Origin of the sequence: Stappia sp. BW2 (assembly GCF_008107695.1) — a bacterium.
GTDB lineage: Bacteria > Pseudomonadota > Alphaproteobacteria > Rhizobiales > Stappiaceae > Roseibium.
Genome location: NZ_VIRG01000070.1, coordinates 1,625,041 through 1,646,667 on the forward strand (window position 1 = coordinate 1,625,041; position 21,627 = coordinate 1,646,667).

At 55.5% G+C, this 21,627-nt stretch carries 24 protein-coding genes and 3 tRNA genes; 11 read left to right on the forward strand and 16 right to left on the reverse strand.

From position 1 onward, the window contains the following. Positions 1–36: 36 nt before the first annotated feature. Positions 37–1,398 (reverse strand): YcaO-like family protein, encoded by a 1,362-nt coding sequence (locus FMN63_RS26455; RefSeq protein ID WP_148587053.1) that lies wholly within the window; start codon positions 1,396–1,398, stop codon positions 37–39. 285 nt (positions 1,399–1,683) lie between these two features. Between FMN63_RS26455 and FMN63_RS26460 the strand changes: the two genes are divergently transcribed. Both FMN63_RS26460 and FMN63_RS26465 read left to right on the forward strand, forming a co-directional pair. Then, positions 1,684–1,974 (forward strand): hypothetical protein, encoded by a 291-nt coding sequence (locus tag FMN63_RS26460; protein WP_148587054.1) that lies wholly within the window; start codon positions 1,684–1,686, stop codon positions 1,972–1,974. A gap of 79 nt (positions 1,975–2,053) precedes the next feature. Next, complete coding sequence (locus FMN63_RS26465) at positions 2,054–2,341, forward strand: hypothetical protein (RefSeq protein WP_148587055.1); 288 nt, start codon at positions 2,054–2,056, stop codon at positions 2,339–2,341. On the opposite strand, the gene FMN63_RS26470 is transcribed toward FMN63_RS26465, so the two are convergent. Then, a complete protein-coding gene (locus FMN63_RS26470; RefSeq protein WP_148587056.1) occupies positions 2,333–4,327 on the reverse strand; it encodes a BTAD domain-containing putative transcriptional regulator in 1,995 nt (664 codons plus the stop codon). The genes FMN63_RS26465 and FMN63_RS26470 overlap by 9 nt on opposite strands. Positions 4,328–4,509: 182 nt before the next feature. Between FMN63_RS26470 and FMN63_RS26475 the strand changes: the two genes are divergently transcribed. After that, on the forward strand, positions 4,510–4,764 hold the full coding sequence (locus FMN63_RS26475) for a hypothetical protein (protein ID WP_148587057.1): 255 nt from the start codon (positions 4,510–4,512) through the stop codon (positions 4,762–4,764). A 194-nt stretch (positions 4,765–4,958) separates the two neighbouring features. Here the strand turns inward: FMN63_RS26475 and FMN63_RS26480 are convergent. Further along, positions 4,959–5,035 (reverse strand) — tRNA-Arg (locus FMN63_RS26480). 229 nt (positions 5,036–5,264) lie between these two features. Further along, entirely contained in the window at positions 5,265–5,570 is a 306-nt protein-coding gene (locus FMN63_RS26485; RefSeq protein WP_148587058.1) for an ETC complex I subunit, read from the reverse strand. A 348-nt stretch (positions 5,571–5,918) separates the two neighbouring features. On the opposite strand from FMN63_RS26485, the gene FMN63_RS26490 reads away from it, so the two are divergent. Both FMN63_RS26490 and FMN63_RS26495 read left to right on the forward strand, forming a co-directional pair. After that, positions 5,919–6,152: a hypothetical protein gene (locus FMN63_RS26490; RefSeq protein WP_148587059.1), complete on the forward strand. Its 234-nt coding sequence runs from the start codon at positions 5,919–5,921 to the stop codon at positions 6,150–6,152. 95 nt (positions 6,153–6,247) lie between these two features. Then, entirely contained in the window at positions 6,248–6,754 is a 507-nt protein-coding gene (locus tag FMN63_RS26495; RefSeq protein WP_148587060.1) for a hypothetical protein, read from the forward strand. On the opposite strand, the gene FMN63_RS26500 is transcribed toward FMN63_RS26495, so the two are convergent. The 5 genes from FMN63_RS26500 to FMN63_RS26520 all read right to left on the reverse strand — a co-directional run bounded on the left by FMN63_RS26500 (position 6,726) and on the right by FMN63_RS26520 (position 10,033). Beyond that, positions 6,726–7,436 carry a hypothetical protein gene (locus FMN63_RS26500; protein ID WP_148587061.1) on the reverse strand — a complete coding sequence of 237 codons (711 nt, stop codon included), beginning with the start codon at positions 7,434–7,436 and terminating at the stop codon, positions 6,726–6,728. The genes FMN63_RS26495 and FMN63_RS26500 overlap by 29 nt on opposite strands. Before the next feature lie 230 nt (positions 7,437–7,666). Then, a tRNA-Pro gene (locus FMN63_RS26505) sits at positions 7,667–7,743 on the reverse strand. A gap of 137 nt (positions 7,744–7,880) precedes the next feature. Continuing rightward, positions 7,881–8,366, reverse strand: coding sequence for a DUF192 domain-containing protein (locus tag FMN63_RS26510; protein ID WP_209001325.1), 486 nt, complete (start codon positions 8,364–8,366; stop codon positions 7,881–7,883). Positions 8,367–8,536: 170 nt separating this feature from the next. Beyond that, positions 8,537–9,118, reverse strand: a complete 582-nt coding sequence (locus FMN63_RS26515; RefSeq protein ID WP_148587062.1) for a cold-shock protein — start codon at positions 9,116–9,118, stop codon at positions 8,537–8,539. A gap of 153 nt (positions 9,119–9,271) precedes the next feature. Next, complete coding sequence (locus FMN63_RS26520) at positions 9,272–10,033, reverse strand: SIR2 family NAD-dependent protein deacylase (RefSeq protein WP_148587063.1); 762 nt, start codon at positions 10,031–10,033, stop codon at positions 9,272–9,274. Positions 10,034–10,087: 54 nt separating this feature from the next. On the opposite strand from FMN63_RS26520, the gene FMN63_RS26525 reads away from it, so the two are divergent. Both FMN63_RS26525 and FMN63_RS26530 read left to right on the forward strand, forming a co-directional pair. Beyond that, entirely contained in the window at positions 10,088–10,528 is a 441-nt protein-coding gene (locus FMN63_RS26525; protein WP_148587064.1) for a VOC family protein, read from the forward strand. 125 nt (positions 10,529–10,653) lie between these two features. After that, positions 10,654–10,729 (forward strand) — tRNA-Glu (locus FMN63_RS26530). Between the two features lie 55 nt (positions 10,730–10,784). On the opposite strand, the gene FMN63_RS26535 is transcribed toward FMN63_RS26530, so the two are convergent. Beyond that, entirely contained in the window at positions 10,785–11,639 is an 855-nt protein-coding gene (locus FMN63_RS26535) for a hypothetical protein (RefSeq protein WP_148587065.1), read from the reverse strand. A gap of 470 nt (positions 11,640–12,109) precedes the next feature. Between FMN63_RS26535 and FMN63_RS26540 the strand changes: the two genes are divergently transcribed. Beyond that, entirely contained in the window at positions 12,110–13,678 is a 1,569-nt protein-coding gene (locus tag FMN63_RS26540) for a caspase family protein (protein WP_148587066.1), read from the forward strand. A gap of 126 nt (positions 13,679–13,804) precedes the next feature. Here FMN63_RS26540 and FMN63_RS26545 read toward each other — a convergent pair whose 3' ends face one another. Next, positions 13,805–14,230, reverse strand: coding sequence for an ExbD/TolR family protein (locus tag FMN63_RS26545; protein ID WP_148587067.1), 426 nt, complete (start codon positions 14,228–14,230; stop codon positions 13,805–13,807). Positions 14,231–14,375: 145 nt separating this feature from the next. On the opposite strand from FMN63_RS26545, the gene FMN63_RS26550 reads away from it, so the two are divergent. Genes FMN63_RS26550 through FMN63_RS26560 form a run of 3 tightly spaced genes read left to right on the forward strand, consistent with a single transcriptional unit; the run spans position 14,376 to position 16,029 of the window. After that, positions 14,376–14,834, forward strand: a complete 459-nt coding sequence (locus FMN63_RS26550; RefSeq protein WP_148587068.1) for a DUF1036 domain-containing protein — start codon at positions 14,376–14,378, stop codon at positions 14,832–14,834. A gap of 56 nt (positions 14,835–14,890) precedes the next feature. Next, positions 14,891–15,322 (forward strand): hypothetical protein, encoded by a 432-nt coding sequence (locus FMN63_RS26555; protein ID WP_148587069.1) that lies wholly within the window; start codon positions 14,891–14,893, stop codon positions 15,320–15,322. Positions 15,323–15,357: 35 nt separating this feature from the next. Beyond that, on the forward strand, positions 15,358–16,029 hold the full coding sequence (locus FMN63_RS26560; protein ID WP_148587070.1) for a MotA/TolQ/ExbB proton channel family protein: 672 nt from the start codon (positions 15,358–15,360) through the stop codon (positions 16,027–16,029). On the opposite strand, the gene FMN63_RS26565 is transcribed toward FMN63_RS26560, so the two are convergent. From FMN63_RS26565 to tagF, 5 genes are read right to left on the reverse strand one after another with little or no spacing between them, the layout of a single operon-like run. After that, positions 16,021–17,748: a hypothetical protein gene (locus tag FMN63_RS26565; protein WP_148587071.1), complete on the reverse strand. Its 1,728-nt coding sequence runs from the start codon at positions 17,746–17,748 to the stop codon at positions 16,021–16,023. The two genes, FMN63_RS26560 and FMN63_RS26565, sit on opposite strands and share 9 nt — an antisense overlap. 2 nt (positions 17,749–17,750) lie before the next feature. Continuing rightward, positions 17,751–18,173, reverse strand: a complete 423-nt coding sequence (locus FMN63_RS26570; protein WP_148587072.1) for an ExbD/TolR family protein — start codon at positions 18,171–18,173, stop codon at positions 17,751–17,753. A gap of 39 nt (positions 18,174–18,212) precedes the next feature. Beyond that, a complete protein-coding gene (locus FMN63_RS26575; protein ID WP_148587073.1) occupies positions 18,213–20,192 on the reverse strand; it encodes a serine/threonine protein kinase in 1,980 nt (659 codons plus the stop codon). Continuing rightward, positions 20,192–20,956 (reverse strand): PP2C family protein-serine/threonine phosphatase, encoded by a 765-nt coding sequence (locus FMN63_RS26580; protein ID WP_148587074.1) that lies wholly within the window; start codon positions 20,954–20,956, stop codon positions 20,192–20,194. Before FMN63_RS26580 ends, FMN63_RS26575 begins: the two co-directional genes overlap by 1 nt. Beyond that, entirely contained in the window at positions 20,953–21,627 is a 675-nt protein-coding gene (gene tagF / locus FMN63_RS26585; protein ID WP_148587075.1) for a type VI secretion system-associated protein TagF, read from the reverse strand. Before tagF ends, FMN63_RS26580 begins: the two co-directional genes overlap by 4 nt.

Consider the following 21,627-nt stretch of genomic DNA (forward strand, 5'->3'; position numbering starts at 1 on the left):
GTTTCATTAAAAACGCCTATGCGCCCTGCCAATCGCTCAAAACGGAAACGGCCGTTCGGCAAACTCTGTTTCCGTTGCGGGTGCGTTACGCAAACCACGTTCGATGACCCCATGGAATAGTCTTTTCTTTCCGAAACGTGGCTCCCATGAGCAAAGTTCGTCAGACATCAGTTTTATGCAGGGTATGCCCAGGTCTTGGCGTGTTGCATCAAATTCCCAAAGACCAATCCCGCGTTCAAAGCAGCTTTGCAGCAAGGCTTCGAAAGAGGATGTCCTCTGCGCGCTCTCTTTGCCCAAGGAGATCACTTTCTTGAGCGGGAGGTCATCAAAAATGACGCGCTCTCTGGCATATGCCAGTTGCTTCGGCAGGGGGGTGGCAGATCCTGACGGACTGCTGGTGACAGGATAAGCCTTATTCATCAAAGACAGAGCGTTTTCTGATTGCAGCATCTCCTGAAGAGCGCTGACACATGCTTGCCCGATATCCCAGCCGGCAGAGGATCCAAACGCACAGCCTCGGCCATATCCGTCATGAGAAACGGCCATCACCACCTGAACCGGAAGGTCTGTCTCGACGTGATAGAGCCCCCAAGCCCGCGGTTGATCGTTCAGATATTGCGTAAGTTCAGGCGGAAGAATTTCCACCAAGAGACCTTCCGGCAGAAAGGTTATCCCCAGGCGGTTGTACCAGGCCTGCGCCACTGCATCGCGTTCAACGAGCTCCAGAAGTGCACGCCTTCGCGCTCCTTCAAGATCATGCCAGACAGCACATCCGACACTTGACGCAAAGGGTAAACGCCTACCTGTCGCCTCATCGACCTCATGGAACAAAACACCCAAGCTCAGGCATTGCGCCCCCTCACCTGTTTGCAGGTTGCGAAGCTGAATTCTCCTGTCAGACAGACCACCCCAACCAGAGGGCAATTCACCCCCATGCATCATGTTTTCGAAGGCTGCGCTCGCCTGACTTTCACTCAAGCCCATCAATGAAGCAAAATCTACCTGTGGTTGATTATGATCAAGCGCAACTACCCGATTGTCGCAAGCACCAAAACTACAAAGACTCAATCTTTCCGATAGCTCACCAAGACAACTCAAAGCTGCAAATTGCTCTGTTGCCCCTTGTCCGCCGGCAGGAATTGCAGGAAACGGAGGTCCGCCCTTCGTCCCCTCTACACCTCGCAATTTGAGTAACCCGGTACAAAAATGCACCGGGCACCCTGAGCGTGAAAAGGGGACGAGCCTCGGGGCATATGTCGATAGGAGCTTGGAAAACAGATGCAGGTCAGGTTCAAGCACCTGGGTCCCGCCCGTCCCGCACACGGCTTGTGTCGAAACGAGACCGAGCCGTGACAAATCTGAGAGAACGGTGCTGGAAAATTCAGTTTCAATACTCATTTCAACGACACTTCGAGCACTGGCGGGCCCAGACGCCAACGACCAATGTCTTCATGGCTTCTTTTACTACTGCTCACCCTGAAATTGCACCCACCATATAATAACAATACCACCATTGAGTGAGTTCACTTCCACGTTCTACGTTCTTCTGGAAAGCAGTCAATCAGTAGTAAATATACCCAATACATAACCATTTACTAAAGTTTGACCGAATTTCAAAAACGCCGGGCGGCCATCCCACCACCAGGCAGGATTCATTGCAACCTAAACTACCGGAGGCTCATTATGCACGCTGATACAACTTCCCGGAATGAACTGGAAATTGGCGCAAAACTTGGTGCAATTATCCAGAATGCAACGGCCCGTGAGCGTCTGGTTGCCAATCCGACTGAAGTGCTGGCCGAAGTTGGCATCGAGTCCGATGCCGAAATCTTTGCGGATACTGCCGACCTGGTTCACCTGGTCATTCCGGCACAAATCGATGCTGTTCGCCTCTCCGACGGCGATGAAAGCTATTATGAGGAACTCGGCAAGGCAGCTCTTGGCAACTGCTTCTACGAAGATATGCCGGAGTAACCGGCACGATCATCACGACATTTCTCTGGCCTCCTTGCCTGGTGCAGGGAGGCCGCCGTTCTTCCGAGTGGATGCTACGATGGCCAGATTTCCCTACTATCAGCGCAACGTAAAAGAACTAGGCAGACTTATTGCCAAAGCGGCGACCGACGAGCTTTTTCGACGCGAACTCGAAAGAGACCCGGAGGGAGCACTGTCCCAAATCGGCTTACCCAAAGAAACTGTTGCACTGATGCGATTCAAGATCGTCGATCAGAAAAGCAATCCAAATGCAGTGGCATTGCCGTTTCGTCTGAACGACAAGAAGCTGGAAAGCTCCAATGAGGCATACTTGAAGGGCCTGAGCGCAACGTTCTCTCTAAATTGAGCCCGTCCCGTTAAAAAGGAACCGTTGCACCAAGGCAGCGCCTTTGTCGAAATCGTTCCGGACCTTTTCGTTTTGAAAGAAATTGATCTTCTTTCTCCAGCTCTGCGGGTCTTGAGCAAGCACAGGCGAATTTTTCAACAAGGCAGTCCGGTTTTCTCCAAAGCGCTGGAGTGTTTGTATCGCCTCTTCTTCCCGACCAGAGCATACAAGCGCTGCCACGCGTGTCGTCAATCCACTGATACCCACACCCGATCCACGCTCAATCTGCTTGATAGCGCTGTCGTAGTCTTCTGCTGCGAAAAAGATGTTGGCCAGGTACTCGTAAAACACGCGCGGGACGAAAGCGAAGAGCGAGAACGCTCTGTCTGCGGTTGCGCGCGCTTCGTTGATATCACCGGAAAAAGCCAACCCCTCAGCCACGGACATCAGGTTGGCCGGATCTGCGGAACTCAACCGGCCTGCGTTGTGGAACGCCCGCCGGGCTTCTTCAGGCATATTGGACAGGATAAGCGCCCAACCATAGACACGCTGATTGACGGCCTGCCAAGGATCAAGCCTGATCGATTTCTCGGCCAGATTCAGGAGATTGTTTTCTTCGCCGGCAAATGGCTTGTTCAGGAGCGGGAAATGAAGTTCCTGCTTCATGATGATCGAAGCCTTGCCTGCATAGGTCATCGAGAATGAGCGGTTTGTGCGTTCCAGCTCATCCAGCAACCGCATTGCCTTTTCATCAGACTGTGGTGTGAAATCCCAAAGCAGGGCTTCTGCCTGACACCAGCGCGCAAAAACGGAAGTCTTGGCAGGATTTCGCAGCCTGTTGGTCGCGTGGTTGTGGATCCGGCTTACAATCTGGCTCGCTGCAGGGACCAGCCCATCCCAGAACTGCATATCGATGATTTCATTAAAGACAATTTGACCGTTGCCCCTGTCTTCAAACTGAACGACGACTTTGCCAGATCGCTGATCATGACGGAAACGCAGCATGTAGCTACCAAGTTCATGACCTTCCATCAATGTCGGCTTAGGAATGTTTTCCTCGCCGAAATATTCAGATTCAAACAGCTCGAAGGAACGGAACGAAGACAGACCGGAGACGATTTCCTCTCTCAGGTGAATAGCGTCATTCAAGCCCTTTTTCATCAACGACGATGAAACAATGGATATCTCGGGCAACGGCACCTGGTCGTCATAGTTGGGCAGGAAACCTCTGTTGGTGGTGTTGCTCCCATCATTTGGCACGGAAGTAGATGCCGAAGCGCCGACGTCGTGCTCACTCAGCAAGTTCCGCGTCTCTTCATCGGGCTCTGCATCCAGTTGCAGCCGCATCTCCCGTTCGCACGACACCAACTGCTGTTCCGCACGTTCAATCTGACCCAGCATCACATAAAGACGGATGAGCACACGGTGGGCCGCTTCAAACGCAGGATCGAGTTTCAGAACGAAACGCGCCCCTGCCTCAGCCAGAACGCCGCCGTCATCAGTGGATATCCTGTTCAGATGCTTGAACGCGGCACTTATGAGTTCTGAGCGCACCCGCTCACGCTCAACCGTCAGCCACTCAGAAAACTCAGGATCAATGTCGTCGTAACCGGTCAGGAATTCACCGCGCCACAGTGTCTCCGCTTCTCGAAAATGAGCGGCCTTCCCATGCTCAAGAAGCGAATGGATGCGCATGAGATCGGAAGTGAAAGTGGATGGGTCAAGCTGAATATGGCCAGCTGCAGACCTGACAACATCAATGCCCGCAGCCTCCTCGGCGGTCTTCAACTGGCGCAATGCCTGACGCAATGATTGCATTGCCTTGTGGCGGTCCGCAGCGCTCCACAGCAGGTCCGCCAAGGTTTCCCTTGGTGACGCCATGCCGCTCATGCGGCTCAGATACCCCATAATCGCCAGGGCCTTCCGCGTCTTTACCGCAACAGGTTCCTGTTCACTATTAAGGAGCAGAGGCCGCCCAAGGCACGCAAAGCAGAACGCGTTTGCCATTAATTCCCCGTAATTGAAATGCAGACTTTTATATGTTGCCGTTACGCAACCGCGAATATAATGCAACCTGAAACACAACAGCACCTTATCACGCTCATTTCACGCTGCAACAGCATGCTTTTATCGGATGGTCACAGCAGCGTTGCTGCAATCGGCAAATCTAATACTGGTGGGTAGTAAAAATGTCTAAGACCGTTAGCAAACCGGACCGTGCAGGGCTCGAGCAGGAACCTGCAATCGAAGCTATCAAGCGCATGATCCGGTACACGAAAAAAGAATCGGACAAGGACGGACGGACGTTCTGTTCCTATTTCCTGGATATGGCGCTTCAGTCCCTTGAGGATGGGTCTGAAGACGTGGACATGATCCTTAAAACCAAGATCACGCCGCTGATGGTTGGACAGAAGGTGGAAACGGCCAAGTCCGAGACACTCTGAACCTTCAATATGCTTGTGTTCTGACATGCCGCCATGCCCCTATATTGCAGGGGCTGGCGGTTTTTTTTGTTTTTCAGTGGATTTTCCGGCGCCTCCCACGACGAGCCTATCCGGCGAACTCGCACGCTCTTGAACAACCGGAATGCAGCATATCTGGCCAGTCGGCAGGCGTTTTCAAAGAATCTTCAGGGGGATGGCGACTCCGGCAGGATTCGAACCTGCGACCATTCGCTTAGAAGGCGAGTGCTCTATCCAGCTGAGCTACGGAGCCATTTTCAGCAATGGCAATCGTTCCACATCGGACCGCTTGCGATTGCAACCAGGGCCGGAAAGAAATCCGGCAAATTTGGATCGACCTGCTTTTCCGGAGGCAAAATCGATCCCGCAATTGCCTCGGTTGCCCTATTGCGACAAAACTCCGGTCTCTGTCGATCCGAAATTGCCGCTTTCAACAGGCAATCCGGCTTCTACGGAGTTATCTCGCGACCGGATAGACAGGTTCAGTGTGTCCAGGGCGCTGAGCGGTTGAACTTGAAATTATCCGCATAGGCGGAACCGCGCACCTTGCGTTCCTGCGGCTTTTCAATCCTGTGCGGAATGCCGTGGCGCTTCGCATAAGCGACAGCGTCTTCCGAAGTTTCGAAGTAAAGCCGGATTTGCTGCTTCATATCGGACGAAGACGTGTAGCCCATCAGCGGTTCGACGGATTTGGCGACCTCCGGTTCGTAATCCAGAACCCATCTCTGGGTCTTCGCCTTGCCTGACTGCATGGCGGTTTTAGCCGGACGGTAGATGCGCGCAACCATGTGACAGTGCCCTCAAGTCTGAAAGTGTGAGATGCAATTCCTTGCATCAGCTTTTTCCTGCCTTTGCCGCCGGTGTCAACACCGATATTGGCCATACCCCGCAATCTTTATCCGGGAAGCACGTCAACCTCTCGAACAATCAAGCGTTAACGGTGTTGGCGGAGAGGCAGTTTATAACAATCTCGTAACATGACAGGGAAGCGCATTTCGTGCTATTAACTACCCTTGCGTGAACTTGTCTTTACGTCGCCGACGTTCCGGAAACAGTACATGTTCCGTAAAAAAAGTATCTAAGGGCCGGACAAAGCACTACGTCCTTTTCCCGGAAGAATACGATAAGGCTCTGACATGCATTACGAATTTCTAAAAAGACTGGAAAACTATGTTCCAGAACACGTGCAGCCGGTCCCGGCAGCGCCAGCCAATCTGAAAGATGCAATCGACGCAGCCAATCTCACCGAAATGTGGGATATGATCCTAGCGCTGGATTATTCTGTTTCAGACGCAGATGAACTCTCGCCGGAGAAACGCGATGAATTTATCAACGTCATGTCGCTGCTGCTAAAGGCCTTCGACCGGTAGGCTGACCCCAACAACCGTTGGCGAGCCGGCAAATCAATGTGCTGAGCGATGTGAACTCATCCCGGTTTCAGCATACCAGAACCCGAGAGAGGAACGTGCTGACACGCCCCGACACTTATTTTTCGGAACTCGGTATCAAGTCCATTGAAAAGGGACTTGCCGATCCTGCTGTGTCTGCGTTCTACGACAGCATCATGTCGACAGACGCGAATCATATCCAGCAATGTCTGAAACCGTTTCTGCCGCAGTTGAGCCTCTGCTCGGACAAGATGCCCGACAACGCTCCGCCTCCAATTTTCTATGTGGGCAAGGAAAGCGGTCAACGGCACCTGTTCGGCGAAGATTGGGCAAGCCCTGCAAAATCCACCTCAGGGCTGCGTACCCCCGACCCGGATCTGGAAGAGGCTTCGGCGGACGGATATCGCAAGGCTCTGGAGGGCACTCCCTACTACGGCTATGCCCGTACGAAGATTCAGGTCAACGGCGAACTGTACGAGATCGCATTCGAACGGCTGATCGTCGCAGTGCGGCCATCTGCCCACTCTGATCTTCGCTTTTGTGCCTATCTTGGCGTTATTCAGGATCTTCAGCGCACGTTCTGAGGATGAGTTTGACCAGGCCGTGAAGATCGCTTCGGGTCGCGTAGACCAGCCAGTCATCCGGCCTGATATGCCCGGGTGCAATTTCCCAATGAGTGCCGCGCGGCACGAAGCGCCGGTAGCCAACTCGAATGCCGAAACCTTTCTCGGCACTTTTCGCAGCCATCAGTCCATAGAGATAGTCCGGTGACCATTTCAGAAGGGACAGCAAAAAGCCCAGCTGGGTCAAGGGCTCTGCAAGGCCCTGCCCCCGTATGTCGCGCCGCAGCCAGAGATTGCCGTGATAAACGATACGCCCGCGCATGAAATAAGCGTCATGCGCGTGGTCGGTTCCGAACCGGACCTGAGGATCGGGATCGACAAAGATCCGGCGCTGCTGCTGCTGCCAGTGTTCGGCCAGGCTCCGGTCTTTCAGGTCTTCCACCTTGGCAGCCTGGACTGACACCACGTTTCCGTGACTGTTGACGGCAGCCACCCAGAATGCTGTCGCCCCATGCAGATCGAAAAACCGCGGGGAGAAATCTTCCATCAGGTACTTGTCTTCTGTCCCTCTGACGGTTTTTTCGAAAAGCGAAAAATCCGCGCTTTCTTTGAGGGAAAGCCCGGCCTCTTCAATTCTGGACTGCAGCGCGGCGATCGCCGCCGATACATCCAGCGTCGCCTGGTCGTCAGGATCCGGTATCATACACCCCATCCGGCGCAGCCTGCATGCCCTCGCAGACTGTGTCAGCTCCCAAGGCGTGAAAACGCCCATTGGAACAGTCTGTTGTTCTGCGAGAAGTTGCACAAGACGCGAGCGCAGCTTGGCCGTAGTTATCCCGGCCTTTAGACACAGCACAGCCGGAGTCGCAGGGCTGTTCGTTTCCGAATGCCTGTTCACATGGGCGTGAAAGAATAGATTTTGGGAAGAGTGAGTGGTCGGGGCAGCAAGATTCGAACTTGCGACCCTCTGGTCCCAAACCAGATGCGCTACCAGGCTGCGCTATACCCCGATCCGTTGATTTTTGCGGGTGTATCTCCAAGGGCCGCATTCGTCAAGGGAGAAGCATCAGCTTATACGGTTGATTGTGGACAGGCTAACATCGCAGGCAAGGGCTAGCCCGACATTTTGGCCTGAATTCCACTTGGTTCAATCCAGCCCCAGTGACGGGCTGATGACGGCGTCTCCGGCAGAAATCTCAAGTTTTTCTGCCAGACCAGCGTTGATCTCGAACACGAATTTCGCCGGGCCAAGCGAGGGGATGACATCTTCGGAGAACGGTGTCGTATTGTCAGCAATGCTGACAATAGCCCCTGAAGCGTCGATGAAAATGATGTCGAGCGGAAGCGGTGTGTTTTTCATCCAGAAATAGCGGTCCCCCTCCCCTTCGAACAGAAACAGCATGCCTCGTTGTTCCGGCATTTCTTTCCGGAACATCAAGCCCTTTGAGCGCTGTTTGTCCGTCGACGCGACTTCGGCCTCGAATCTGTGTTCCTTGTCACCGGACTGGATGACAAGATCTTCTACCGGCAAGCCCAGTTGCGGTTCCTGTGCCATCGCCGGTCCTGCCGAGCCCGGCAAGGCGATCCAAAGCGTTGCAGCAAAAATCGAGAGGAACATTAAGAGAGGACGCATTCTGGAAACTTCCTGAAAGACCCGGCCGGACCGGATTGAATGTCTGGCAGTCAATGGTCGGCATTCAATACCATTTCCCGCCGGTCGAAACTGATCGTCTCAAGGTCGACAAACAAAAAGGCCGGATCATGTCCGGCCGAGTCGATGTGCAGAATGACGGAAACAAGCAATCAGTGGGAGGCGGGAATATGCGTGCCCGTACCCATCGGCCGGATTTCGGCGGCCATACGCCCTTTAGGACCTTCACCGAAGCGCACCAGAACATCCTGACCGGGGCGCAATTCGGTGATTCCGAACCGGCGCAGGGTTTCCATGTGAATGAAGATGTCTTCCGATCCCTCACCCTGCGTCAGAAACCCGAAGCCTTTTACACGGTTGAACCACTTCACGGTCGCCTTCTCGAAGCCGCCTTCCGGAACAACCTGAACATGTGTGCGCGACGGGGGGAGCTGCGAAGGGTGTGTCGCCGTGCTTTCGTCCATCGACAGAATGCGAAACGCCTGAAGCCCACGAGGCCGGTCGAGCACTTCACACACAACGCGCGCGCCTTCATAAGCAGTTTGGTACCCGTCCCGTCGGAGGCAGGTGACGTGCAGAAGGATATCGCCATTGCCGCTGTCCGGCACGATGAAGCCATAACCTTTTCCGACGTCGAACCACTTAATCGTTCCGGCAATCTCAAGTACATCGACGGCAACATCGTCCGTCAATGTTTCGAGTGCGCGGGCTTCCCGTGCGGTTTTGACCCCCATAGCCTTTTGTCCCGTCTCTGGTCCGCATTATAAAGCTGAAGGCAAATTCGACTCACCAGCCAGCTGATTCCTAACAAAAGGATAACATTGCGCTTTCTTGCGAGAAGGAAAATTGTCGGACTAACCACAGACCATTTACGGAAATCAGTCCCTTTATTCGCCGAAATCAGCAAATGTTTGCGCCAAGGGCGTTCGAACGACTGTTGATGCATAGGAATCCAGGGGCGTCTCCTGACCATTGAGAATCACCAGTTCGGCGCCCGCACGCACCGCGATGGCTGGCAATTGCGCGGCCGGGTGTACCACCAGTGAAGACCCAAGGACCAGAAACAGGTCGCAGTCTGCCGCGGCTTCAGCAGCACGCTGAAGCTCAAGTTCCGGCATCTGCTGGCCGAAACTGATAACCGCTGCCTTCAACAATCCGTCGCATCGAGAACATCTCGGACTTCTCCCTATCTCGACAGCCGGCTTCTGCGATTCCAGGTCGGCCCGGGCGCCGCAGAACAGACAGGTCGCATAGGTGGAGTTGCCATGTATCTCGACAAGTAAATCTTCCGGAAACCCGGCACGCTGGTGCAGACCATCGACATTCTGCGTAATGAGGCAGGTGAGCTTTCCTGCGCGCGCCAGATTTGTGAGCGCCAAGTGTGCCGCGTTCGGCTCTGCCCTCGCAAAATAATCCATCATTTCGAAGCGTCTGTCCCAGTCTTCCAGACGGCTGTTCTCGTCATCGACGAAGTCCTGGTATTGAACAGGCTGGCGTTGGGACCATATCCCGCCGGGTGAACGGAAATCCGGAATTCCGGATTCCGTCGATATTCCCGCCCCGGTCAGGGCAACGATCCGCCGGTAGGAACCGACTTTGAACTGTGCCACAAAGCGTTGAGCTTCGGGCAAGGTGTCAATGCAATTCATCGGCTGGTCCGGTGCCCGTTGGGAAAAAACCTCGGATGAGGAAAAGGATAGGACATGCGTTATTTGCACACGATGGTCCGCGTGACCAACATTGAAGACTCTCTCGATTTTTATTGCAACAAGATGGGCATGACGGAGATCCGCCGTCATGAAAGCGAAAAAGGAAGATTCACCCTGATCTTTCTCGCTGGTGCCGACGACGTCGAAGCCGGCAAGGCCAATTCAGCGCCGCTGCTTGAGCTGACTTACAACTGGGATCCTGAAACCTATTCGGGCGGACGCAACTTCGGCCACCTCGCCTATGAAGTCGATAACATCTACGATTTCTGCGAGAACCTTCAGAAACAGGGCGTCACCATCAACCGGCCTCCGCGCGATGGCCGCATGGCCTTCGTCCGTTCGCCGGACAACATTTCCTTCGAGCTGCTCCAAAAGGGTGAAGCGCTTGAAATTAAAGAACCCTGGGCCTCCATGCCCAACACCGGCGAATGGTAAATTCGATCAGTTTTCAACAGGTGCAGGCCCGGGTTTCCGGGCTTGCAAAAAATTGTCGTAAAGGCTCTTGCGGGCTGATCCAATCCCGCCTATAAGCCTCCCCACGACGCAGCCGCGTCGACCGCGCGCCCATCGTCTAGCGGTCTAGGACGCCGCCCTTTCACGGCGGAAACACGGGTTCGAGTCCCGTTGGGCGTGCCAATTTCTTCCCTTTCGGCTTAGAAGCAGGCACATGACATTCAGCACATGCTGGATGTCAAACGGAACCTGGCGAAATGTACCTGCCCTCGATTTCCTGCGCAGGTTCGTTCTTTCGAAACAAGGTCCGGCCTGGAAATTCCTTCTTGTAGAATGCTTCGATGTCCATCGCCGACGGGCCGGCATATTCAACGCGCCCGCTCGGGAAGAAAATGTCCAGATCGTCGTCCTTGTGCTCCGTTGCGTAGGTTTCCTGCGATCCATGCAGGACCATCGCAGTTCCCAGACGACTGTTGACGAAATTCTGCACGTCAAAAAACTTCGGCGAGCGCGTATGTTTGGCGCCCAGGCGGTCTTCCCTCACACGCACGATCAGGTGCGGGGCATCCATATCGACGATACCGTAGAGATCAAAGTCTCCATGCACACATTTCGCCGCGGTGATCAGTGAACTGGATGTGAATTTCACACAGGCGAAATACGGGTCTTCCGGGTTCCGCTCGACGAAATAAAGTCCGCCACGGGGAACGTATGTCATCGCTTTTTGTTGTTCAAACGTGGCCATTTCCGGTCGCAACTGTTTTTTGAAGTCGTTCCAGGCCTCGATCACATTCGCGTATTTGCCTGGTTTGAAGGCCTTTTCGCTGGCAAGTTTTGGGTCGACCACCAGTCCGGCAAAACTTTTGCGCCGAGCCTCCGCACACGTGCTTTCTCTTGGCCTGATGTCATAGTCCGCTGTCTTGGCCTTGCAATCCAGACGCTTTGGCGTGGCGTGGGGTTCCCCGATATGCTGCAGGGATGCAGTGTTGGTCCGCCGCACGAGAATGGCAACGTTGTAGAGCCGGGCCGCAGACTGGAAGACGCCTATATGTTTGGTTTCAAGATGTTTGAGGATATCTGCTCTTCCGGCCATCAGTCGCTCCTCCGCCGCTTGCAAACTCCATGAGTATGCCGAACTGCAATTTGCAGGGAATGCAGATTACCAGTTCGGCGTGCCACCGGAGTGACTGACGTCACAAACCTGATTTTGATGATCGAAAGGAGTTGCTTTTCACATCACGCGGAGTCTAAAGACCGGCGTTGACCACTTTCCCTAAGGTATTTTTGATGCGATGCAAGTATGGTGACAACCCACCGTTGAAAAGTGGCTTTTTTAGGAATTATATGGCTATTCTACGAGCCTGATTTTAATGAAGCCATGACCGGGTCATTCCGGACTTGCTTCAATTGTTGCAGGACAGCTTTCTCGTTTTGACGTTCCTGTGACGCTTATTACAGAACTATGGGGCCATCCGGGGTACCTGTTCCTCTCAAGAGGACAAAAAACCTCGTGTAAAGATCGGTGCAACCGACAGGCAACCTTGATCTACGAGAGGACAGGACATGTTCAAACGATTGATCGCCGTGCTGACGATAATTCTCGCAGGGACGGCTCCGGCATTGGCCAAGCGCGTTGCCCTCGTACTCGGCAACGGCGCTTACGAGCACACAGTACAACTTCCAAATCCGGCGAACGATGCCGAACAGATGGCCGCAAAACTAAGGTCTCTCGGTTTCGATGTCGTTGCCGGTCAGGACCAGACTTACGGTGAAATGCGCAGGTCCGTCATGGATTTTGCGAAAAAGGCCTATGGCGCTGATATCGCCATTCTGTTCTACGCCGGGCACGGCCTGCAAGTCGCCGGTCAGAACCATCTGGTACCAATCGACGCAACGATTGAGGATGAAACCTCACTCGACTTTGAAACGATCACAGTCGATTTCATCATGCGTCAGATGTCCAAGGACGTGAAGGTTCAGATGGTGTTCCTGGATGCCTGCCGGGACAACCCGCTGGCACGCACACTCGCACGCCGCATGGGCCCGAGCCGCTCCGGCAGCGTGGGGGCAGGACTTGCTGAAATCAAAATTCAGGAAACCGGTGGCGAAGGTTCCGTGATCGCATTCGCGACGAGCCCGGGCGATGTCGCTCTGGACGGCGATGGTGCGAATTCGCCCTTCACGTCCGCCCTGATCAGACACATCGACACACCAAACGCGTCTATCCAGACCGTCATGACCCGCGTCACCGGCGAAGTCTATGAAGAGACGGAAAAAAAGCAGCGCCCGTGGGTGAATGCCTCGTTGATCGGAGAAGTGTTCCTGAACAAGCAGGAAGCTCCTGCTGCAACGACGACCGTCGCATCGCTTGGCAACACTGCAACTGCCACTCCGCAGCAGCCGGCCGTCAACAATGCCGTCAGCACCTCCCCCAGCCAGTCCGCGATTGCCTGGGAACGCGAAAAGCTGATCTGGGAAACAGCCAAGTCGAGCAACACTGTTGCCGATTACAAGGCTTACCTGGACGCCTACCCGTCTGGTCTGTTCGCGGATTTCGCGCGCAATTCCATCAAACGGCTTGAAGCCGGCAATCAGGTCGCTTCGGTCAACCCGACCGTCGTCCCGGGTGCAACAACGGCTCCTGCAGCAAGCACTGCCGGCGTCACAGCAACCCTGCCTGATCCGCAAAAGGCTGTTGCGGGCACTCAGGCAACTGAAGCGTCTCTCGGCTGGAACCGGACAGCGCGCCGCGAAGTTCAGACCCGCCTGAACCTGGCCGGTCAGAATGTTGGCCGCCCGGATGGTGCCTTCGGTCCGAAGACCCGCGCCGGTGTAATTGCCTGGCAGACTGCAAACGGTATCGTTGCCACCGGTTACTTCACAGCCGCTCAATATGCCTTGCTGACCACCCAGACAGCAACGCAATATTCGGCGTACCTGGCTGAAGTGAACCGGAAGAAGCAGGCTGCTGCAAGCGCGTCACGCAGTGCGACCTCCACCCGCCGCACGAATAACACCACGACCCGCCGTGCGAACACCAACAATAACAACGGTGGTAGCTTCAACCCGGCTGGTGCAGCCTTCATTGGTGGTGTTGTGGGTGGCATCATCGGCGGTGCTATTGGCCGCTGATCGTACACCACATCACCATCTGCAAAATCAGAACGGCCCGATCTCAAAGACCGGGCCGTTTTGTTTGTCGGTGCGATACATCGCATATTCTGCGTTTTTCGGATGTGAGCGGAAACACGCACCTTTTCAGTTCAGATGCAGACGAACACTTGTCAGTTTTGAGCTTCGGGCCTCATCCAGGATCCGAACAACCTGCTGGAAATCCATCCCCCTGTCCGGCAAGAGCACCGCATCCCTTGCACCAGCGTCTGCCAGTCGGTCCAATTCCTCCGCCAGAGCCGAAAGAGCCAGATCACGGCCGTTGACCGTAAGGGCAATTGCCTCGGCGCCGGGTCTTGTCTTCACCACGATCAAAACAGCTGCCACGCTTGCGGGCTTTTGTTCCTCAGTTCCCCCGGCCGGAGCGCCGCCTCCAAGAACCACATCCAGTGGACGCCAGACGCCGAAGGTGGATGACAGCAAAAAGAACATGATCAGGATAAAAATGACATCGATCAGAGGGGTCAGCGGAATGCGTTTCCGTCTCACGAGCGGTGTTTCAATGGAAATCATGGATCACGCAATTCCGGAGCTGCTGGTCTTTCAACACATCGAGTTTCAACCGAATACTTCGTCAACTCAATCGTCTTTCCTAAATTGACCAGGGACGTGCAATTCCTTAGCGTATTTTGCAGGTTGGCAAACTGGAAACACGCCCATGACAATTGACCGCGACAGCGGCAAACTCCTCGCAAGACACCTGACAGGTACCCGCTGGTTGTTTTTTTTGGGCGCGGCGGCACTGGGCGGCATTTTGTCGGCCTCTAGCGCGCACGCGGGGCTGCGCGTGTGTAACGGCTCTGTCGATCTCGTGAATGTTGCGCTCGGTTATGAGACCGATGAAGGCATGCGCACTGAAGGCTGGTGGACCATTACCGCCAATGCCTGCAGCCAGGTGCTGCAGGAGCCGCTCAAGAAAGCTCGCTACTATCTGCATGTGGCGGATGGTTTCGGTGAAAGCCGGCTTGGGGGCGATATCACGCTGTGCATTCGCGAGGAAAAATTCGTTCTTTATGATGGCGACCAGTGCTGGCAACGCGGCCTGATCGAGGCAGACTTCTTTCAGGTTGAAACCGAAGGGAAACAGGATTGGACGGTTCTTTTGTCCTATGACTAAGGTCGGCGACCACGATACCTTTCCATCATTCATTGACGCATAATCGGGGGAACAAGATGCGGATATTTGTCCAGCGAGCCATTTTAGGGATTGCGATTGCGGTCTTCGCAGCGCCAGTGCAGGCGCAGCAAGTCACGGGCAAGATCAGCCTGGAGCTCAATCAGTTGCAGCCAACTGCAGACGGCGGCTGCCGCCTGTCAATCATCGCAACCAATGGACTGGAACGCCCCATGGACAAGCTCGGCCTGGAAATGGTCGCGTTCAACAAAGAAGGTCTCGTTGACCAGTTTCTGAGGCTTCAGTTCTCCCGCATTTCCGCTGGAAAAACCAAGGTCCTCCAATTCGACCTGGCCGGAAAGGCATGTGACAGTCTTTCCAGGCTTCATATCAACGATGTCAAGAATTGTGTACCGCCCAGCATCACCGATGTCTATTGCCCGGATCTGCTTGACCTGAGCAATCGCACCCCCATCGAATTCGGCGACTGACCCTTCCCTTCAACACCTGATGGAGCGTCTTGCGCATGGTCGAGACATCTTCCTCCCTTCTGGAACTTGGCGGGCCGGTCGTGCTCATCCTGCTTGCAATCTCCATTGCCGCAATCGCTGTCATCCTTGCGAAAGCCGTCCAGTTTTCGACCGCCCGTGTGGGCCGACACGGACCTGTCCGGCAAGCGGTTTCGCAATGGCGAAGCGGCGAACGCGCCAAAGCCTCCCAGAACCTTCTGAAGGACCGGTCTATGTCTGGTGCCCTGGTACGCAGTGCAATGGACGCCATCCAGATGCTGGATCAGCAAGCTCTGGCTTCCCAGGTGCGGGACATCAGGGAGGAACGGCTACGCGAGGAAATCTCGGCACGGGCAGCGGATCGGTTGTTCGGGCTCGCCAGTTGGCTGAAAGCGCTTGATCTGGTGACGCAAATTTCGCCCTTGCTGGGCCTGTTCGGTACCGTCCTCGGGATGATCGAGACGTTTCAGACCCTTCAGGAATCGGGAGCCTCCGCCAACCCTGCAACACTTGCCGGCGGTATCTGGGTAGCGCTTTTGACAACAGCCTGCGGCCTGGCTGTCGCCATGCCCGTATCCATTGCAGTCACCTGGTTTGAAACAAGACTGGAAAAGGAACGCGCTGCTCTGGAGGTTCTCCTGACCGGTGTTTTCACAGCCGGGGCCTCAACTTCGCAAACGTCAGCGTGACACCTTGAACGCGGTCAGCGAGTAGACGCCCGGCTCTGCCAGTATCTTTGCGACCCGTTCTGCCGGAAGCCGTCCGAAACGGGCTGGTTGACGGTTAGCGGGTCTGTTCCAAATGGCCAGTACAAGCGCAGTCTCATCAGTTTCGTCACTGGCTGTCATAGTGACCGGCACTCTGAAACGCCAGCCGCCTGCCGTTTGGCTGTTCGATGCGGGAAGCAGAAACTCCCGGCCATCGTGTATCTGTCCGGTATTGTCGATCAGATAAAGCTCGGGTGGTCCCTTCCCGCTGAGATCCAGTCCGGACTGCTCCGCAGTTGCGATCCGCTCCAGCGGAAGATCACGCTGGATCACGCCCGATACCTGCGTTCCGCTGCGAACCACTGTCCGATCGAGATCGACAAGCCCTGCAGTCTCGATCCCTTCGGACATGCCGAGGGCATTCAGCAAGGCACATTGCTTACGCGTCACCAGCCTGACCTCGATCTTCGCTTCAAAGCCCTGTTCGTCCTTGAACCGCTTATCGAAGATCGCGAAAGGTGCGATGCCCGCACCAAAGGCCGTGACTTCCGCGCTGTCTGGCCCCGCCGAAAGAACGGACATGTGCGTACAGTCGCCGAATGCGTAGCTGGTGACATAGTCCGTCACCTTTGCCAGCGGATCGATGGAGGCAACGGCGACAGGCGCGACGTTTTCCGTTGGCTCACCTTGAGGCTGAGTTGCCGGAACTGTTGAGGAAACAGGTGCGCTGGGGGCTATCTCCGGCGTTTCCGTTTCGGTCGGCTGGAGAGCAGCAATCTGCTGTTCGGTCAGCAACACAGCCTCGACCTCTGCCGTAACCACCGGATCCACAGGAACAACGGTGTGCGGTGTGACATCGATGCCACCGCCTTCCGGCGCTTGAGTTTGCGGTATAAAAACCTCTGGCAAGGCTGCGCTGGTTACTGTTTCGCCAGGAAGCTGATCGAGTGCGAGCGGGGCCAGAATCGGGCTGTCCTTATCGGCCAAAGTGACGGTAGCTGGCGTTCCTGCTGGAACAACCTCACCAATTTCCGTTACGACGGACGCTGATGGAACCACTTGGACAGAAGTAGGAACTTGAACACTGGTTACTGGAACGTCCGGTTGCACCATGAAATTCGGTTCGTTTGGCGTTAGCGCAGCCACAGCTTCAGGAACAGGTGTGACCGCAACGACAGCAGGAGCCACTTCCGGAACGGTTGATGGCTGCAGGATTTCACCTTGCTCCGGCAATGCTGCCGAGACCGTTTCAGGGTTGGCCGGTGCAACATCTTCAGCTTCAATAATGGGTGAATTGCTGGTAACCGCTTGTTCTACAACGTTGACTGGAGTTGGTTCAATCAGGGAAGTCTCCTGACTTTCCATCAAGACCGGCTCTGCCGTCACCGGTTCCAAGACAGCTGTGTTGCCGGAACCAGGAACTGTTTCCACCAGGGTCTCCGTCGGAACCATCAGGGGAGTTTCCGGCTCAAGCGGGCGCGCTATTTCCCCTTCAACACTTGAAAGTTCTTCGAACGGCAGACCGCCACTTTCCAAGATCACTTCGGTCTCGACCGGCGGCAAAGGGGCTTCCTCTACCCAAGGCACAGCCGGCAAACCATAGACCAGAGCTGAAATGTGCATAGCTGCTGAAACACCCAGAACAGCCGGCCAGACATATCCCGGAATATCCGATTGCCGGTCCTGGTTGTAGGCCGCCACCGTCAAGGTGCACCTGCCTCAACGGTCATCAGTGTCAGTCGCTTTACGCCGCCAGCCTTCAACCGGTCGGCAAGAGCAGAAACAGCCTCCATGCGGGTCCGCCTGTCGACCTGAACCACCATGCGGCTTTTGTCGGATTGCCGGGTTTCGAGATATGAGCCGAGGCCGTCTTCGGAGAGAATGTCACCATCGAGCCAGACAGTCCCTTCCCTGTCCAGAACAAGACTTCCCTCCAACTTGCCGCTGCCCTCGCCTTGCTGCGTTTCAGCCCAGTCGAACCCCTCTGGCAATGGTGGCCGAAGCGTTCCGGAGACCAGCAGAAAAAGCAGCAGCAAGAACACCACGTTGATCAGCGCGAGCGAACTGTCCGCCCTGCGATGCGGCTTCAACTCCTGCAAGTGGATCGGTTTGGTGTAGCGTTTCATGCTTGGCCAGAAGGTCCGCTGCGCCAGGGTCTTTCCCGGTCAGGGTACCACTTTGACCGTGGTTGCTGTCGCCCGCAAGACCGGAACATCCTGCATCAGCTTTTCGAAATAGTCCTGTGGGTCTTTTTCTCGTCGTTCGGCAAGCATTTTGGAAATGTCCGTCCCGACCATCGCAATGATCAAACCGGTTTCTTCCGTAGACGTTTTCAACGTCAGAGGTACAACGAAGCCCGCTCCACGGTCCTCCATCTGGAGATATGGCGACAGGTTGACCGCTTCACCCTTGCTGTTGACGAATATCAACCCGAGCCCGCCTGTCGATGGGTCATAGCCGGAAATACGTCCTGCCATGTTGCTGCCATTCGGGACAACCGTTCGCTGCATATCGAGATGCAATTCGGTGTTCGCGCTCCCCTGAGGTGTTCCCCTCAGAAAGGCAATCGCCGGACATTGGGCATCGCTGACCAGATTGACCTGGATCTTCGCTTCAAACCCTTGGGACTGCGTAAAGTCGCTATCGAAACTGATGAAAGGCGGCGTTCTCGAGGCGAACCCCTCGATCCTTGCAGTTCGGTTGGCAATCTCAATCGGTTGCAAGTACATGCAGTCGCCAGCCTGATAGCTGCCAATAAAGTTCCGGATGCGCGTTTCGGGACTTACGTCTTCGGTAGCCTGCTGCGTGTTGGTTGCCACCGGTGGCCTAACGGTTTCAGTCGGTTCGGATTTGGTTTCGACTGGCGCCTGTGCAGGCTTGGTCGGAATTTCCGGCACGGTTGTGCTTGGTGACGTCGATGGCTTTTGAGTTTCCGGCGTTTGCCCTGAAGATGGCTGCACCGGAGGTGTTTGCGTTTCAGGCGGTTGCTGGGTCGTCTGTTGTTGAGGCGCCTGTTGCTGGGGTGCTGGCGTCTGAGCTGGAGGTTTCAGATTTGTCTGCTGCGTGGGCGCGTCAGGCGCATTCGGTCGCGGCGAGGCAACGAGGACGGGTTTCTGGTCCTGCTCTGGCACCGATTGCCCCACAAGGAAATAGACGCCGCCAGCACCGATACCCGCGAACCCAAGAAGGGACAAAGCGACCAAAATGCGTTTGCCCCAGTTTGCCTGAGGCGGTGGCTGATCAAGTGACGATTGCTCCGGTGGCGGAGCGGAGGACGGCCGAATTATCGTGCGGTCCTGATCCTGCCGCCCCATGGGGGCACCCAGGGTCCAGTCCGCAATTTCCTTCATGCTGGCCGGGCGGTTCGCGGGATCGGGCTGCAGCATCGCTTCCAGCAAAGGGCGAAAACGATTGTCGATTCCCTCCAGCGGCGGTGTCTGGCGTCGCTTGTCGACGATCTGCACCTGCGTGCCACCCATGTCGATCTGCTTGCCAGTGAGCGCTTCCGCTATGACGAGCCCCAGCGAATAGATATCGCTGCGCGGGGTGACCTTGGCGTCAAAGATACCGACCTGTTCAGGCGAGACGTAGTTCACCTTTCCAGCAAATCCGTCACCGATGATCGTTGGGCCGCCCGTATTGGCCCGGGAGATACCAAAATCGATGATCTTGGCCTGGGCGACATCACCATTTTGTAGGATCACGTTGTCCGGCGAAAGGTCCCGATGGATCACCTCCCGATCGTGAACAGCCTGCAAGGCTTCGGCGAGCCGCTTAATGAGCCGGAAGACGGCTTCCGGCTCCAGCGGGCCGGCTTCAAGACGAGTGCTCAGTGACGGGCCGCTGACAAATTCCATTGCAAGGTAGTAGATGCCGAGCGTCGGCTCCTTTGCAAAGACGTAATATTGCGTCAGTGCATCATGCTTGAGTTTGCGAAGGATCTTGGCTTCCCGTTTGAACAGATCAAGGATCATCGGGTCGCGTGAGAAACTTGCCAGAAGGACCTTGATGGCGACCGGGTCGCCGCTTTCCACGTCCTTCGCCTTATAAACCGTCCCGATACCGCCATCGGCAAGATGTTCTTCAATCTCATAGAGATTGTTGAGCCGGGTTCCGGCGGGCAACAGGTGGTCACCAACGGTCATCAGTTGCGAACTCCTTCGCGCGCAGACATTGCATCGATATCGACAATCACAACGGTCACGTTGTCCGACCCACCCTCTTCAAGAGCACCGTTGATAAGGCTTTGTGCCGTAGCCTTGGGTGCACCGTTCATCAAAAAAGTACCGATTACATTATCGTCCAGGTGACCCGTCAGGCCATCGGAACACAAAAGAAATCGATCGCCTTGGCGCAGATTTCCCGACACGAGTTCAAGCTCAAGCTCAATCCCGGATCCGATTGCACGCGTAATGACATGCCTGCGTGCGAAGGTCCTGGCCTCTTCAGGTGTCAGAACGTTCTGATCCACAAGTTCCTGAGCCTCTGTATGGTCTGTCGTCAACTGTTCGAGACGACCGTTGCGCAATCGGTAGACGCGGCTATCACCTGCCCACAGGCAGGCAAAGTTCGACCCGGAAATCAAAAGCGCCGCGATCGTCGTGCCCATGGCAGCCCCGTTCGCTTTGGCGGCCGCGTTTTCAATCCGCTCCTTCGCAGTAATCAACCTGCTTTCGAATTGTTCCAATAGCTCTTCCGCGCTGCGGGGTTGCGCTATGCTGGTAAGGGCCTCCCTGACGAGACCGGACGCCATTGCACCGTTGTGCATACCGCCTGCCCCATCCATCACCGCGAAAATACCTTTGTCTTCGTCCACGTAAAACGTGTCCTCATTTTGCTGCCGAACCCGCCCAACGTGAGTCAGTCCAATCGCAAAACCACGCATGGAAGCGTCCATTTGCTCGATCATGTTCGATGATCCTCCGGAAGAAGTCGCCCATGACTATTCCCCACCACTTTTTCTGCAGTTTCCGTGTCGGCAAAAGCCTCCGGCAGCAGCAGCCATCTAAAGGCGCCTGCATCCGGCAGGCCGGCACACGAAAACTCAAATCCCGCGTCGCCTGCCTGGCACCAGAATTCGGACCGTACAGCCTCCGATCCAGGCATCGGCCGCAGTTCGGCCTCGCGGCCTTTCACGCTGCGGACCTCTCCTACGTGCGGCATTTCCAGGTGAGCGACTGCCTGCTGAAAATCTTCCAGACTCGCCTCTTCCCGCAGCGTGGCACGCAAGATCTCTTCGGCACGGTCGTACCAGTCCTCCGCGGGCCGACTGTTTTGCTTGGTCGGTTCAATGCTGCTGACCAGCGTCAGCGGAAATGTCCGGCCAACCTTGTCGACACTCGGCATCAGAGCACCTGCGACAGGCTGAGCAAACGCTTCACCTTCTTCGCGGGGCTTCAGCCAGAAGCGCCACACCGGCATGGTCATGAAAGCCTCCTCCCACCCCTCACCCAGATCCTGACGAGACTGTGCAAGTCCTGCCATCAGAAAAGCCTCCCAGCTTTTCAGAAACCCGGCGGGGCACTGCCCCGTTACGAAATCCGCACGTGCCGGCAACTTGCCGAAATAGCCGGCCCACAT